At 47.6% G+C, this 14,724-nt stretch carries 13 protein-coding genes; 10 read left to right on the top strand and 3 right to left on the bottom strand.

Annotated elements, in window-relative coordinates:
* Positions 1-9 precede the first annotated feature (9 nt).
* Positions 10-297, bottom strand: coding sequence for a co-chaperone GroES (locus C3Y98_RS07710; protein WP_015831377.1), 288 nt, complete (start codon positions 295-297; stop codon positions 10-12).
* Positions 298-656: 359 nt separating this feature from the next.
* Between C3Y98_RS07710 and C3Y98_RS07705 the strand changes: the two genes are divergently transcribed.
* The 6 genes from C3Y98_RS07705 (at position 657) to C3Y98_RS07680 (ending at position 8,376) form a co-directional block, all read left to right on the top strand.
* Complete coding sequence (locus C3Y98_RS07705; protein ID WP_135277888.1) at positions 657-2,981, top strand: FdhF/YdeP family oxidoreductase; 2,325 nt, start codon at positions 657-659, stop codon at positions 2,979-2,981.
* The gene (locus C3Y98_RS07700; RefSeq protein WP_135277886.1) at positions 2,971-3,339 is read left to right on the top strand and encodes a hypothetical protein; all 369 of its coding nucleotides are present in this window, start codon (positions 2,971-2,973) and stop codon (positions 3,337-3,339) included. Before C3Y98_RS07705 ends, C3Y98_RS07700 begins: the two co-directional genes overlap by 11 nt.
* 96 nt (positions 3,340-3,435) lie before the next feature.
* Complete coding sequence (locus tag C3Y98_RS07695; RefSeq protein ID WP_135277884.1) at positions 3,436-4,887, top strand: aminotransferase-like domain-containing protein; 1,452 nt, start codon at positions 3,436-3,438, stop codon at positions 4,885-4,887.
* Between the two features lie 94 nt (positions 4,888-4,981).
* Entirely contained in the window at positions 4,982-6,052 is a 1,071-nt protein-coding gene (locus C3Y98_RS07690; protein ID WP_135277882.1) for an aldo/keto reductase, read from the top strand.
* A 168-nt stretch (positions 6,053-6,220) separates the two neighbouring features.
* Complete coding sequence (locus C3Y98_RS07685; protein WP_135277880.1) at positions 6,221-6,562, top strand: zinc ribbon domain-containing protein YjdM; 342 nt, start codon at positions 6,221-6,223, stop codon at positions 6,560-6,562.
* Between the two features lie 185 nt (positions 6,563-6,747).
* Entirely contained in the window at positions 6,748-8,376 is a 1,629-nt protein-coding gene (locus C3Y98_RS07680; RefSeq protein ID WP_135277878.1) for a GGDEF domain-containing protein, read from the top strand.
* Here the strand turns inward: C3Y98_RS07680 and C3Y98_RS07675 are convergent.
* A complete protein-coding gene (locus C3Y98_RS07675) occupies positions 8,373-10,292 on the bottom strand; it encodes a peptidase U32 family protein (protein ID WP_135277876.1) in 1,920 nt (639 codons plus the stop codon). The genes C3Y98_RS07680 and C3Y98_RS07675 overlap by 4 nt on opposite strands.
* A 121-nt stretch (positions 10,293-10,413) precedes the next feature.
* Here C3Y98_RS07675 and bioA point away from each other — a divergent pair, with 121 nt between their 5' ends.
* From bioA to C3Y98_RS07655, 4 genes are all read left to right on the top strand, one after another.
* Positions 10,414-11,739 (top strand): adenosylmethionine--8-amino-7-oxononanoate transaminase, encoded by a 1,326-nt coding sequence (gene bioA / locus C3Y98_RS07670; protein WP_135277874.1) that lies wholly within the window; start codon positions 10,414-10,416, stop codon positions 11,737-11,739.
* Positions 11,736-13,139, top strand: a complete 1,404-nt coding sequence (gene dacB, locus C3Y98_RS07665) for a D-alanyl-D-alanine carboxypeptidase/D-alanyl-D-alanine endopeptidase (RefSeq protein WP_135277872.1) — start codon at positions 11,736-11,738, stop codon at positions 13,137-13,139. The genes bioA and dacB overlap by 4 nt, the downstream gene beginning before the upstream one ends.
* Before the next feature lie 77 nt (positions 13,140-13,216).
* The gene (locus tag C3Y98_RS07660; RefSeq protein ID WP_209308770.1) at positions 13,217-13,690 is read left to right on the top strand and encodes an FKBP-type peptidyl-prolyl cis-trans isomerase; all 474 of its coding nucleotides are present in this window, start codon (positions 13,217-13,219) and stop codon (positions 13,688-13,690) included.
* A gap of 110 nt (positions 13,691-13,800) precedes the next feature.
* On the top strand, positions 13,801-14,229 hold the full coding sequence (locus C3Y98_RS07655) for an OsmC family protein (RefSeq protein ID WP_135277867.1): 429 nt from the start codon (positions 13,801-13,803) through the stop codon (positions 14,227-14,229).
* Positions 14,230-14,401: 172 nt separating this feature from the next.
* On the opposite strand, the gene C3Y98_RS07650 is transcribed toward C3Y98_RS07655, so the two are convergent.
* Positions 14,402-14,719 (bottom strand): DUF2322 family protein, encoded by a 318-nt coding sequence (locus C3Y98_RS07650; RefSeq protein ID WP_135277865.1) that lies wholly within the window; start codon positions 14,717-14,719, stop codon positions 14,402-14,404.
* Positions 14,720-14,724 lie beyond the last annotated feature (5 nt).

Here is a 14,724-nt window from a genome sequence, read left to right as displayed (position 1 = left end):
CCGTCAGATTTACTCGACGATAGCCATGATGTCTTCTTCGCGCATTACCAATAGCTCTTCACCGTCAACCTTAACAGTTTGGCCTGCGTATTTGCCGAAAAGCACTTTGTCACCAACTTTAACGTCAAGGGCAATCACTTTGCCGCTTTCATCACGTTTGCCTGAACCAACAGCTTGAATAACGCCTTGATCTGGTTTTTCTGTTGCGCTATCTGGGATTACAATGCCAGACGCGGTTGTACGCTCTTCTTCTGAACGTTTTACAATCACGCGGTCGTGTAATGGACGAATTTTCATTCAATTTCTCCTGATGAGTTATGCTGATAAATTAGTTAAATACAAAATTGTATGGGTAATGCCGCATTTTAGCACTCCCGTACCTCGATTGCTAATTTGGGGGCCAATTAAGTGATTTCAAGAGCTATAATTAAAATATTCGCAATTGTCGCTGCTATCTAAAGTTTAGGTAGCGCGGGCATGTAGTGTGCACCTGTTGGTGCAGGCTATTCCAACTGTACTCTAAAAACTCTCCGTTTCTGTGTCTGGTTTGCATCTGTGATCTCCCTTACGATTGCTTTAATCGTTATTCCGTATTCATGCGTGTGGCAAGCTTTCACCAAAGCCAGCCTACATTTGCAAATTTTAAGTAAAGATTTATGTCACAGCCAAAAGCCGTTATTAAGCCATACCACCATCCTGCTGCCGGTTGGGGCGCGTTAAAGCAAGTTGCCGCGCAGCTTGCGCTACAGAAAATTCCTGTCAAGGGCGTCATGACCCTGCTTGCTCAGAACCAGCCTGATGGTTTTGATTGCCCGGGCTGTGCATGGCCTGATAAAGAGCACACTTCTACTTTTGAGTTCTGTGAAAATGGCGTGAAAGCCGTTGCCGCTGAAGCAACCGCTAAGCGTGTGCCGCCTGAGTTCTTTGCAAAACACACTGTCACTGAATTAATGGAGTGGAGCGATTTTGACCTGGAAAATGAAGGTCGCCTCACCCATCCTATGCGTTATAACCCAGCAACGGACAAGTATGAAGAGGTTTCCTGGGATGGTGCATTTGGGCTGATGGCGTCGCATTTAAATGGCTTAGCTGACCCGAATGAGGCTATCTTCTACACGTCTGGTCGCGCCAGTAATGAAGCGGCTTTTCTTTATCAGCTGTTTGTACGTGAGTTCGGCACCAATAACTTTCCAGACTGTTCCAATCTCTGCCACGAATCTACCAGCATGGCCTTACCGCCTACTGTGGGCATAGGTAAGGGTTCGGTGACCCTGCATGATTTTGAGCATGCGGACACTTTACTGATTTTTGGCCAAAACCCTGCGACCAATCACCCACGTATGCTGGGTGAACTACGTGAGGCCGCTAAGCGCGGCGCACGCATCGTTGCCATTAACCCATTGAAAGAGCGTGGTTTGGAGCGTTTTGCCGACCCGCAAAGCCCATTCGATATGTTGTCTTTCAAGGGCAGCAAGATTAGCGGCTTGTTTATCCAGCCTAAGCTGGGCGGAGACTTGGCGCTGATTAAAGGTATGATCAAGTTTGTGATTCAGTGGGATGATGAAGCAATCAAACACGGGACAGAGCGTGTCGTAGATTTGGCGTTTATTCAGCAGCACACTAGTAATTTCGAAGCGATTGCCGAAGATGCGCGTCAGGAAGGCTGGGATCTGATTCTGGAGGAATCCGGTGTGCCATTAGCGCAGATTGAAGAAATCGCCCGTATTTATGCGACGGGTGATCGCGTGATCTCAACTTGGGGGATGGGTATCACCCAGCACAAGCACGGCGTGGCCACCATCAAGACGCTGGTCAACCTGATGCTGTTGCGTGGCAATATCGGCAAGGAAGGTGCGGGCTTGTGTCCAGTGCGTGGACATAGCAATGTGCAAGGCAACCGTACTGTGGGCATTTATGAAAAGATGCCATTGGCATTTCTTGAAAGTCTAGATCGTGTATTTGATCTCAATGTGCCAAAAGAGCCGGGTTACGATGCAGTAGCTGCTATTCAGGCCATGATTGATGGCAAAGCTAAATTCTTTTTTGGCTTAGGCGGCAACTTCTCAATTTCTACACCGGATACGGATCGTACATGGCAGGGTATGCGTAATTGTGAGCTGACTGCCCATGTCACAACCAAGCTTAACCGCAGTCATCTGGTGCATGGCAAAGAGGCACTTATTCTGCCATGCCTGGGCCGTACTGAAATCGATACGCAGGAAACTGGCGCCCAAGGTGTCACGGTGGAAGACTCCATGAGTATGGTGCACGTCTCCTACGGGATGAATAAGCCAGCGTCACCGCAGCTGCTTTCTGAGCCTGCCATCGTGGCGCGCTTTGCGCATGCCACACTCAAGCACAGTAAAACACCGTGGCTGGAATACATCAAGGATTACAGTAAAATCCGCGACGTGATAGAGCAGACCATGCCGGAAGCATTTAAAGACTATAACCAACGTATCAGGCAGCCTGGCGGTTTCCGTATGCCGGTACCTTCTAGTGAGCGTATTTGGAACACGCCATCAGGCAAGGCTGAGTTCACTGTGCAGGAGATCCCGTCTCGCTCGCCTATCCATCAAGCGCGCGAGCAATATGGCGACCAGCTGTTCGTGCTGATGACTACGCGCTCACACGATCAGTACAACACTACCATCTATGGTATGGATGACCGTTATCGCGGTGTGTTTGGTCAACGCCGCGTTATTTTCATGAACCCAGCCGACATCACGCGCATGGGGCTAGTGGCAGGTGACTGGATTAACCTGACCAGCGTCTGGCAGGATGGTATTACGCGCCGTGCGGACAAGTTTTTAGTCGTATCTTACGATATTCCGCAGGGTTGCTTGAGTGGTTACTATCCGGAAACCAATAACTTAGTACCACTGGAAAGTGTGGCTGATCACTCACGGACACCAACCTCGAAATCCATCCCTGTGATTATCGAGAAAACCACAGCGCCTGAGGTGGCTAATGCTGCTTGAGTGCGATCATCATGAAGTGCAGGTGCGAGCGGACTTTGCTTATGGGCAGCTTGATGTTCTAGAACGAGCCACAGTTCCACTGGAACCTGCTCAGCCAGACCCGTTTCAGCTAGACCATAGCGCCGTGCTGATGTTAAGCATACTGGAGCTACTACATACGGAGCATGAAGCAGGCCGCGCACATGTCTCGCTGGCTGTCATCTGCAAGCGTCTGGAGATCCGCATGAGTACACTACAACGGCTGATGACTGCATTAAGCGAGCAATTGCTGGTGGATGTTTCCACGCAGAAGGAACGGCTGGTTGCTGCCCTGACCGCTAGCGGTGAGGATATTTCTCTCGCATTACAAGCGGCCTAAGCCGACACCAACAACCCACTCAAGTGGTGACTTAAGCTGTGCAGGGCTAGGCTGTAGTATAATTGCCAGCAACAAGAACCCTCCCACTTGGCCACCATGAAGCTTTATGTCTCGTTTGCCGCTCGCATACGCGCAATGATCGATGAAGGCGTTTTACGGCCAGCGGACAAGGTTTTTTCGGTGCGGCAGGCTAGCCAGAAATATGGGCTTAGCATCAGCACCGTATTGCGCGCTTATCTGCTGTTGGAGCAGGAAGGTGTTATCAGTAGTCACCCACAGTCAGGCTACTATGTCACACCGCGTAAGCGCCTGCAGCAGCGCTATGCATCCCCGCTCGCCAAAGACATTAATCTTTCCGAAGTCGATGCGAGTAAGCTAGTGCTCACTACGCTTAAATCCATCCGCGAATTCGGCACCGTGCCGTTAGGTTCACCATTTCCAGACCCTCAGCTGTTCCCACTCAAGAAAATCCATCAATATGAAAAAGCCCTAACCGATGACGAGGGGGAGTGGGGCGTGTTGAGCGACCTGCCACCCGGCAACGAAATGTTGCGTCAGCAGATTGCGCGTCGCTATCTCGCCAGCGGCATCGATGTATCACCGGATGATATTGTCATCACGCATGGTGCCACCGAGGCTATCACCCTCTGCCTGCAGGCCGTGGCCAAGGCGGGAGATACCATTGCGCTGGAGTCTCCCGGCTATTATGCGCTGGCACATACCGTGGAGCGATTGGGTATGAAAGTCGCTGAAATTCGTACCGATCCGGAATCCGGCATCGATCTCGATGCGTTGCGGGCGGCGACAGCTGATATGCCTATTGCGGCGGTGATTCTGACGACCAATTTTCAGAATCCGCTAGGCTTTGTCATGCCCGAGGCAAAAAAGCAGGCCTTAGTAGAATTACTTGCTGAGCAGAATATTCCGCTGATTGAGGATGATGTCTATAGCGAACTGTACTTTAGCAATGAGCCGCCTTTGCCTGCCAAGGCCTATGACCGCTCGGGCATGGTGCTGCACTGTTCGTCATTTTCTAAGTCGCTGGCACCTGGTTACCGCGTTGGATGGACTAGTGCAGGACGCTATCGCCAAGAGGTAGAGCGACTGATGTTTCTTAACAGTCTGTCGCTAACTTCGGCGCCGCAGATTGCGATTGCCAAGTTTATGCAGCGTGACAGCTTTGAGCAGCATCTCAAGCAGCTGCGGCATACGTTACGCTCAAATTATGTGTTGATTCGCAATGTGATAGAGCAAAGTTTTCCTGCCGGTACACAGCTTTCCATCCCCAAGGGGGGCTATGTGTTATGGGTAAAGCTCCCGCCGGCACTAGATGCACTCCAGCTTTATCGTGCTGCAATCGACAACGGCATCACCGTAGCGCCTGGTACCATCTTTTCGCGCAAAAAAGAACTCACCCACTATATACGCCTTAATTTTAGCCACCTGTGGACACTCGCTATTGAGCAAGCCGTGCGTGATGTGGGCGCCCTTGCCTGCGAGATGCTGGCGTCAGCCAGGCCAAACCTGGATAACAACACCAGTGTCTAGCATAAGCATAGCGTTTAGCAAAAGGCATTGAGTAGGACTAAACTTATAGGGTGTCTAAATTTACGACGACAGTAATCAACATCAGGATCAAAGTATGCAATACACCAAGCTTGCCCACACCAATTTAAACGTTTCCAAGGTATGTTTAGGCACCATGACCTATGGCGACCAAAACACAGAGGAGGAGGCGCACGCGCAATTAGATTATGCGATGGCGCGCGGCATTAATTTTATTGATACGGCTGAAATGTACCCAGTGCCGCCCAAGGCCGATACTTATACGCGTACCGAGTCTATGGTGGGGACATGGCTAAAAAAACAGCCGCGTGATCAAATTGTTTTAGCAGGTAAAGTTTCTGGACCGCGCCGTGGCTTGGATTGGATTCGCGGTGGTCCGCCATCGCTAGACCGTGCCAATATTCGTGCGGCGATTGAGGGCTCATTACAGCGCTTGCAGACAGATTATATCGATTTATACCAATTGCACTGGCCTGAGCGCAATGTACCGATGTTTGGGCAATATCAGTTTGACCCTGCGGGTGAGTTTGAGTCTGGCGTTTACCAGCAAGGCGAAGAAAGAGCATGGGTGTCGATACAGAACCAGCTGGAAACGCTGGCTGAATTAGTGCAAGAAGGCAAAGTGCGTTATGTCGGTTTGTCTAATGAGCAGCCGTGGGGAGTGATGGAGTTTGTGCGTATCGCTAAGGCATATAATCTGCCGCATATTGCCAGCGTGCAAAACTGCTATAACCTGATTAACCGCGGCATGGAGTTTGGCATGGCTGAAGTGTTATATCGCGAGCAAGTGGGCTTGCTTGCGTATTCACCGCTGGCATTTGGGCACCTCACTGCAAAGTACATTGATAACCCTGAGGCAAAAGGGCGCGTCACTATGTTTTTAGGTTACGCGCAACGCTACAAAAAACCTGGTGTATTTCCCGCAAGCGCTGCCTATGCCAAGCTGGCTAGAGCACATGGGCTGACGCCTACGCAATTGGCATTAAGCTTTGTATACCATCGCTGGTTTGTGACTAGCACGATTATTGGTGCCACCACGATGCAGCAATTAAAAGAAAATATCGATGCGTGGGATACCAAGCTAGCGCCAGAAGTGCTGCAAGAGATTGAGCATTTGCATTTAACGATGATGAACCCAGCACCCTAGTGGTGTTGGTGGTTATTGCACAAGTTGCATTGATTGCCGTGAACTTGTGCTAAATAAACCATGCTTATATACCCACATTAAAAATAATGTCTTTCTATTAAGGTGCTGCCTGCATTACAATCACGGTATTGTTTTAACAGCATTGTTTAATCGTTTAGAAAGTTCTCCATGTCTCAGCTCCCATCATGTCCGCAATGTCAATCTGAATATACTTATGAAGATGGTGATAGGTACGTTTGTCCAGAATGTGCGCACGAGTGGTTAATTGATGGCGGCGCAGAGCATGTGGACGAACTGCGCGTGATTCGAGATGCAAACGGTAATGTGCTGCAAGATGGCGATACGATTACCGTGATTAAGGACCTGAAAGTAAAAGGTTCTTCATTAGTGGTAAAAGTGGGTACTAAGGTCAAAAATATTCGCTTGGTAGATGGCGACCATGACATTGACTGCAAAATCGATGGCATTGGCGCAATGAAGCTAAAATCAGAGTTTGTAAAAAAAGCGTAATAAAAGCTTGGTATAAAGCTTGCTGTTTTTAGCTATACAGCGCTGTCCTTTTTTAAGCTTGTTTTGAGCAGGGGTTGAAGCGTCAGCTGTGCGTGCTTTATTTTCACCCCAACTAGCACTTCAACAAAAGGACATTAATCTGTATATTGTGAGACATACATTAATCACACCAAGTTTGACAGTTAATGATGTCATGGTTTAGCCCACAACAATTACGCACGTGTTTTGCTTGCCTAGCTTTTTATGCGGGCGTGTTGTTCAGCCTTTTTCTTTTCTTTGTAGCACCGGCGCATGCCAGCCCTGAACTGAAGCCCAGTTTGATTGAGGGGCATTGGACTGCTGCGCACCAGCCTGCTGTGCCAATTAAAACCCTACCATTAACTGGTGGTGATTTTGTATTTAATGGCACCTTGCATATCGCCACGACCGGTGACTATGTCATTGATTTCAAAAACACTAGTACGTTTGCGATGTTCAGACATAAGGTATTAGATAGCCGCAATGTGGTGGTTGCTGAGCTAGAAGGCGGAATCAGCAGCACGGAAAGCAACCCCTTTACTTTAAGGCATGCGCGGCTTTTGTATTTGGAGGCAGGGAGCTACACGTTAGTAACTTCGCTTAAAACGCCTTACCTGATTGCACAGCCTCAGCCATACTTAGACTCAAAAGCACATTACCAGCAAGCGATTAAGCTTGGTAATTTTATCTCACTGCTTTGCTTGGGTGTACTGGCTGGATTAATGGCCTATTACATTGTGCTGGGCCTAATTAGAGGGCAAATGGTGCATGGCATGTATGCGCTGTTTATTTTGGGTAACCTATTTTTGCAAGGAACATCGCTATTGGTGTTCTCTGACACGTTTGGCGTCCATTACTTTTACTTAAGTGCGCTGCCTATCCTGTTTTCAAATATCGCTTATGTTTTCTTTGTTAAAGGCTTGCTGAATATCCGCCAGCAATATAACCCTAAGCTCTATCGCTGGATTCAATATGCAGTGGCGATATTAGTGCTATTTGCGGTGTGGGGTATTTATTCTCCTCACTGGATGATGGAAATGGCGCGTTATGGTGTTGGTGTTTTCCTGAGCCTTGGCTTGGCTTGTGGTATTTACCTTAGCAGTAAAAAGAACATGACTGCGCGTTATTACTTAATTGCGATTCTGACCTTTTTTGTTTTAGGCGGCTTAACCATTACTGCCCAAAATTTCACTGGCTATACGCTTTATGTTGAGCATTTGGGTTTGATAGCGGTAACCGTTGAGGCACTGTTGCTGTCGTTTGTGCTCAGCTACCAATTTAGTGAATTATTTAAAGAGAAAGAGCAAGTGCTGACAGCGCTAGGCATCAGTGAGGCTCGCGTTAAAACCGATAAATTAACCGGCCTACCTAATCGCATGGCACTGGAAGCCACTATTCAGGAATTGCCTAAGAACGGCAGTATTACCATACTGGATTTAGATCGCCTCAAATACTATAACGATAATTTTGGACACGCCTATGGCGATAAACTGCTGTGTGATTTTAGCCGTTTTCTACAGGGTAAATTAGAGGGAGTCGCAACGCTGCATCGTTTAGGTGGTGATGAGTTTGCAATTACTGCACATAATGCAGATGAAGCGCTGATTCAAACACTGCTGGATGAAACGGTAGCACATCTGCGCGCCAATGGTTTTGATTTGGTGGGCGTGAGCGCAGGTACGGCATTTATCTATGAGGAGTTAGATAATTGCAGCGTGGTCATGCATATTGCTGACCTACGCATGTATGAGAATAAGCGCGCCCATAAGCGCGCTCAAAACGAGCAGTTTTATTAGCGGAAAGCCTTAGGGAAAAAATTAACTGGCTGCGGCTCTGGTATTTGCAGAATATTTTTGCGAATTTTACCCATCACATGCATCTCGCATGGTTTGCAATCAAACTTCAGTGTGTAACGGTCATTACCGTTAATCAATGTCATTGGCTCAGCGGTGACCGTGCCTTGCACACCAATCACGCCTTTAGCCTCCTTAGGGCATAGGCCGTGGCTGAAACGCAGGCAGTGCTTGGTAATCATCAGCGGTACTTCATCTAGCTCTTTGTTAGCTTCATACGCCGCCGCAATCATTTTCACGCCATGTTTTTCATAAAATTGACGTGCTTTTTTGTTGTAGACATTGGCAAGGTAACTGAGTGTATCTTCAGGGAAGATGGCTGGTGGTTGCGCTGCCTCACGGCGTGGCGGACGTTGGTAGCCTAAATCACGAGTTTGCTGCAACTGTTCGATAGCGTCACGGCGTAAATTATTAATAATTGAGGCGGGGATAAACCAAGTTTGCGTGGTGCTGGCTTCAATCCCTTGTGTGCTGAAATCAGTACCGCCTAGTTTACTCAGGTTCTCACGCAGGCTAGTTTCTGCTTTTTCCAGATTTTGTGCGTTTTGTTTTTCTGCTTCGCAGGTGGCGGTTGCGCTAAACCCATTTTCATCGGTAATAGTTAAAGCAAAACCATTGGCAGTTTCGTAAAAGTTCATGTTGACTGCAATTTTGCGCTGTGCTGAATCTTTTTCCAGCAGGCGCATAAAGGCATGGTCGCGATTGCGGTAAACGGTCATGTTGCGCGTTAGGCCAGTTGGCATTTCGTTAGGGTAGAGTCGCTTGCCCTCTACCGTATTGACACGTAAACCGACCAGTTCTTTATGCACATCAAAGAAGCATACGCCGTCGCCGTTATGTAGCTCGATACTGGTTTCCACTTCAAAGTAATCGTTACCAATTTTAGTGACTTTACCTAAGGCCTCACCAGAGAACTTTGGCGTATCAAACGCGCCAATGTCGGCTTGGCGTCCGTTTACAAAGTAGTCGGTCGCGCTACGGTTAAAGGTTTTTTCCGGCTGTGGTGTGAAGGTGTAAGTTGCGTGGCCTGATGACGACTTTGCCAGCTCTGGCCTGTCGTTCAGGATTTCATCAATCAATTCACGGTAATGCGCAGTGGCATTTTTTACATAGGGTAAATCTTTGTAGCGGCCTTCAATTTTAAAGGAGCTGACACCGGCCTCAATCAAAGCGCGTAAGTTGGCGCTTTGGTCGTTATCCTTCATGGATAAAAAGTGCTTATCCTTACCGATGATGCGGCCCTTTTGGTCTTCTAACGTAAAGGGCAGGCGGCACTCTTGTGAGCACTCACCACGGTTAGCGCTACGGCCTGTGTGTGCGTGGCTGATAAAACATTGACCGCTGAACGCTACACACAATGCACCATGGATAAAGAACTCTAAATTGCATGAAGTAGCGTCCGCAATCTGTTTGATTCTTTTTAAATCCAGTTCACGCGCTAATACAATTTGTGAAAAGCCAACCTGATCTAAAAACACGGCTTTTTCTACAGTGCGGATATCCGTCTGCGTGCTGGCATGTAGCTGAATCGGCGGTAAGTCCATTTCCAGCAGACCCATGTCTTGCACGATGAGTGCATCTACTTCAGCCTCGTAAAGTTGGTGTACCAGCTCACGCGCGCCTTCTAGCTCGTTATCATGGAAAATGGTGTTTAGTGCCACAAACACTTCTGCATGGTAGCGATGCGCGTGTTTCACCAAGCGAGCAATATCAGCAATAGTGTTAGGCGCTTTTGCGCGCGCACCGAAGGCCGGGCCGCCGATATATACCGCGTCTGCGCCGTGATTAATGGCCTCAATGCCGAAATCAGCATTTTTTGCAGGAGCGAGCAGTTCTAAATGGCGGCGAGTTTTTTGCATGGGACTTATTTGCTTAGGTGATATGTGTTCAAGGTTGAATTTTAGACTAAACAACAGCTTATGACGACATTTGATTTTTGTTCAGGTGAAAAACCTCACACAATTATCGTACAATTCACCCATGAATAATCAAGAACTATTAAAACGCAGCATGCAATCGGTGTGGCACCCATGCACGCAGATGAAGCAGCATGAGTCTTTTCCCTTAACGCCGATACAACGTGGGGAAGGGGTCTGGCTATATGATGCAGATGGTAAAAAATATTTAGACACCGTCAGCTCCTGGTGGGTGAACTTGTTTGGGCATAATAACCCACGTATTAAAGATGCCATTAAGCAGCAGTTAGATACTTTAGAACATGTGATGCTGGCTGGCTTTACCCATGAGCCAGTGGTAGCGCTGTCTGAGCAACTCGCAACGCTTACTGGCCTTGGTCATGCGTTTTACGCCAGTGACGGCGCCAGTGCCACCGAGATTGCGCTCAAAATGAGCTTTCATTATTGGCGTAATGTCGGTTTACCCAATAAAACCAAATTTATTAGCTTGCAGAATAGCTACCACGGCGAGACCTTAGGCGCGCTGGCCGTGACGGATGTAGCCATTTTTAAAGATACCTATGCACCGCTCTTAATGCAGTCTGCACAAATGCCTAGCCCAGACTTCAGGTTGGCAGAGGCGGGTGAAAGTGCGGCAGACTATGCCTTACGCTGCGCTCTGCAATTGGAGCAATATGTCGCGCAACATCATACTGAGCTAGCCGCTTTTATTATAGAGCCGCTGGTGCAGTGTGCCGCAGGCATGGCGATGTATCACCCGGTTTATCTGGCAAAGGCGCGTGAAACTTGCAGCAAGTATCAAGTACATTTGATTGCCGACGAAATTGCGGTGGGCTTTGGTCGCACTGGCTCCATGTTTGCCACAGAGCAAGCAGCAAGTGAGGGATGTAAAGTCAGTGATATTGCAGATTTTGTCTGCTTGTCTAAAGGGATTACTGGCGGTTATTTGCCTTTGTCTGCAGTGCTCACAACCGATAATATTTACCAAGCCTTTTATGACCAGAGCACTGCGCGCGGTTTTTTACACAGCCATAGTTATACGGGTAATCCATTAGCATGCAGTGCCGCATTAGCTACCTTGGCAATTTTTAAATCAGACCATGTGGTGCAAAAAAACTTGGCACAGTCTGCATTGATTGTGCAGGAGATGCAAGTGCTCACTGACCTGCCGATTCAACATATGCGCCATCAGGGCATGATCTTTGCGTTTGATGTGGTCACAGGTAACCATCAGTTTGCAAAGCAATGCTACCAATTGGCCATGCAGCATGGTTTATTGTTGCGCCCGATTGGCAACACGGTGTACTACATGCCGCCGTATACCATTGATGCAGATGAAATTGCATTGATGGTGCAGAACACGCATCAGGTCATTAAGCAGATTCTATGAAAAAACTCGCATTGTTGGTTAGCCTGATGTTGCTCTGTGCACAAGTGCAGGCTGAGTTACCCAAAACCGTGGCAACGGAGCTGATGCAAGCTGATGTGCCGCTAAATGGTGTGTCTGTCTATGTGCAGGCGGTGGATAATCAGGCGCCAACCCTAAGCCATAACGCAGATAAAGGCATGAACCCTGCGTCTGTGATGAAAATGGTGACGACCAACGCCGCATTAGATATGCTCACACCGGCTTACCGCTGGAAAACCGAGCTCTACCATGATGGCCAAATTAAAGACGGTGTATTGCATGGTAATTTAATCATTAAAGGCTATGGCGACCCTAGTTTTAAAGTGCAGGATTTTTGGCGCTTACTGATGAGCTTAAAACAGGCCGGTGTTAAAAAAATCAAGGGTGACTTGCTGATTGATAAAAGTTATTTTTCCGATGATATTGATAATGGCATTAGTTTTGATGATGAAAAATGGCGTGCTTACAATGCAAAACCTAGCGCCTTTTCAGTCAATGGCCGTAGTACCAGCTTCCGCTTTTTTGCCAACGATGATGTAATCAGCGTGAATCAGGAGTTTGAATTACCTGAGGTAATCGTAGTCAATAACATGAAGCTGGTTGAGGGTGATTGCGGTAACTGGCGCGGCAGAATGAGTTACGACATTCAGACGAAGGCGGCAAAGGCTGTGGTGAGCTTTAAGGGGGCTTATGCCGCTGATTGCGGCGAACGCTACTTAGAGCTAAGTTTGTTTGACGATACGCAATATGCCTACTTTACGTTTAAAAAATTATGGCGTGAGTTAGGCGGTACGTTTGATGGCAAGTTGCAGCTACAGCCCGTGCCGAATACTGCCAAAAAATTACTTGAGCAGGTCTCGGAGCCTTTAGGCAGTAACGTGCGCGATATTAATAAATGGAGTAATAACCTGATGGCGCGGCAGTTGCTGCTAACACTAGGCGCAGAAAAAATGGGTGCGCCTGCGACCATGCAAAAAGGCGCGACGGCGATCAACGATTGGCTGGCCGCGAGCGGGTTTAATTTTAAAGAACTGGTGATTGAGAACGGCTCGGGATTGTCGCGTGTGGAACGGATTAGTGCTGAGCACTTGGGCAGAATGTTAGTGCGTGCTTACTCAAGCCCGGTGATGCCAGAATACATGGCATCTATGCCGATATTGTCGTTAGATGGTACGGTGAAACATAGATTGCAAGACAGTGCTGCGAACGGCCGGGCACATCTTAAAACTGGCTCTATCAATGGGGTAAGTAGTATTGCCGGCTACGTGTTGAGTGCAAGCGGGCATCGCTACGCGATGGTGATGTTGGTGAACCACCCGAATGCGGGGGGTAGTAGAGATGCGCAGGATGCGTTAGTGGAGTGGGTATATCACCTGCCTTGAGTTAACGGTAACACTGATTTTAAAGTATGATTACGGATTAAACCCCTTCATTTAGATACAACGCTACAGGACACACAATGAAATTATTAGGATCATTACTCGCAATCGTTTGCTTGTTAAGCTTAGGTGCATGTCAAGCCGAGTCAAATAAATCAACATCAGATAAGTCAACAGTAAAGGAAGTAACAGCGATGTCAGAACAAGTTAAAGAGTTACAAAAGATTGATACCTTAGTGGGTGAAGGGCGCGAAGCAGAGCCTGGTTTTAATGTCACTGTACATTACACTGGCTGGCTGTATGACCCATCTGCTAAAGATGGTAAAGGCAAAAAGTTCGATAGTAGCCTAGACCGCAAGCAACCTTTCGTGTTCTTCTTGGGCGCTGGCCAAGTGATTCAGGGTTGGGATGAGGGTTTTGCTGGCATGAAGATTGGCGGTAAACGTACCTTGATTATCCCATCAGAAATGGGTTATGGCGCACGTGGTGCAGGTGGCGCGATCCCACCGAATGCTGACTTGATTTTTGATGTGGAATTATTGGGCGTTAAATAATTCATCAGCAGTTTATTGACTATGGCTGACATCTGATAGCGTTTATCTTGAGTGCTATCAGCCTGTTTAAACTGGTTATTGATTAGACCTAACGGTACGAGAGATGAAACATGAAAGTTAGTATAAAGTGGATTGACGGTGTAAGTTTTGTCGGCGAGTCAGAGACTGGTCATGCAGTTGTGCTAGATGGTGCGCCCGAAAACGGCGGCCGTAATATTGGCATGCGCCCGATGGAGATGCTGTTAATCGGTATGGGCGCTTGCACTTCGTTTGATGTGGTGGCTATTTTGAAAAAAGCACGTCAGCCAATTTTTGATTGTGTTGCCGAGATTGACGCGGTGCGTGCTGATGAGATTCCAAAAGTCTTTACCAAGATTCATGTGCATTTTGTGATTACCGGTGACAATTTAAACCCGGTACAGGTGGAGCGTGCGGTTAAATTATCTGCCGAAAAATATTGCTCAGCTTCTATTATGTTGAGTAAAAGTGTAGAAATCACACATGACTTTGAAATAAAACCATTGACTGCACAGGCCTAAGATTGCGTGGTTGTTTGGTTTGTGCTGAGTTGAAGTTAAGTACTGCCTAAAATCACTACAATAAAAAAGGGGATGATATGTTCATCCCCTTTTTTTATCTTTTTTTGAGCACTCAATCACAAATGCATCGGGTGAGTTTGTTCGCCGGCTATCTTAATAAACGGATATCCGCTTATGCTTCAATCACTTTCACTGTGAGCGGTTGTTCATCTTCCAGAATGTTTAGTAATCTATCTACGTTCGGATGTTTGCCAGGGCAGTTTTCAGCATCTTCAGTATGCTCTGCGTATAAGCTTAAGCCCTCAACCGCTGCATCTAAAGAGATCTCTCCATACATACGCGCTAAATGGCTGTAAACCTTGATTGAGCCTTGGCTGCCCGGTTTGTTTTCAATCACGCCTGCTGAGCTGCCGTCTTTATTGTAAAGCTCGATACGTTCGACATTGGAAGCGTCATCGAGAGTTTGTAGTATGTCACTAAATTTTTGCATGGTAT

It is taken from the genome of Methylotenera oryzisoli (genome assembly GCF_004661485.1).
Lineage (GTDB): Bacteria > Pseudomonadota > Gammaproteobacteria > Burkholderiales > Methylophilaceae > Methylotenera > Methylotenera oryzisoli.
This window is presented reverse-complemented; position numbering and strand designations above follow the sequence as displayed.

Coding starts and splice junctions, on each gene's coding strand:
- C3Y98_RS07710 (WP_015831377.1), bottom strand. CDS start 297: ATGAAAATTCGTCCATTACACGACCGCGTGATTGTAAAACGTTCAGAA.
- C3Y98_RS07705 (WP_135277888.1), top strand. CDS start 657: ATGTCACAGCCAAAAGCCGTTATTAAGCCATACCACCATCCTGCTGCC.
- C3Y98_RS07700 (WP_135277886.1), top strand. CDS start 2,971: ATGCTGCTTGAGTGCGATCATCATGAAGTGCAGGTGCGAGCGGACTTT.
- C3Y98_RS07695 (WP_135277884.1), top strand. CDS start 3,436: ATGAAGCTTTATGTCTCGTTTGCCGCTCGCATACGCGCAATGATCGAT.
- C3Y98_RS07690 (WP_135277882.1), top strand. CDS start 4,982: ATGCAATACACCAAGCTTGCCCACACCAATTTAAACGTTTCCAAGGTA.
- C3Y98_RS07685 (WP_135277880.1), top strand. CDS start 6,221: ATGTCTCAGCTCCCATCATGTCCGCAATGTCAATCTGAATATACTTAT.
- C3Y98_RS07680 (WP_135277878.1), top strand. CDS start 6,748: ATGATGTCATGGTTTAGCCCACAACAATTACGCACGTGTTTTGCTTGC.
- C3Y98_RS07675 (WP_135277876.1), bottom strand. CDS start 10,292: ATGCAAAAAACTCGCCGCCATTTAGAACTGCTCGCTCCTGCAAAAAAT.
- bioA (WP_135277874.1), top strand. CDS start 10,414: ATGAATAATCAAGAACTATTAAAACGCAGCATGCAATCGGTGTGGCAC.
- dacB (WP_135277872.1), top strand. CDS start 11,736: ATGAAAAAACTCGCATTGTTGGTTAGCCTGATGTTGCTCTGTGCACAA.
- C3Y98_RS07660 (WP_209308770.1), top strand. CDS start 13,217: ATGAAATTATTAGGATCATTACTCGCAATCGTTTGCTTGTTAAGCTTA.
- C3Y98_RS07655 (WP_135277867.1), top strand. CDS start 13,801: ATGAAAGTTAGTATAAAGTGGATTGACGGTGTAAGTTTTGTCGGCGAG.
- C3Y98_RS07650 (WP_135277865.1), bottom strand. CDS start 14,719: ATGCAAAAATTTAGTGACATACTACAAACTCTCGATGACGCTTCCAAT.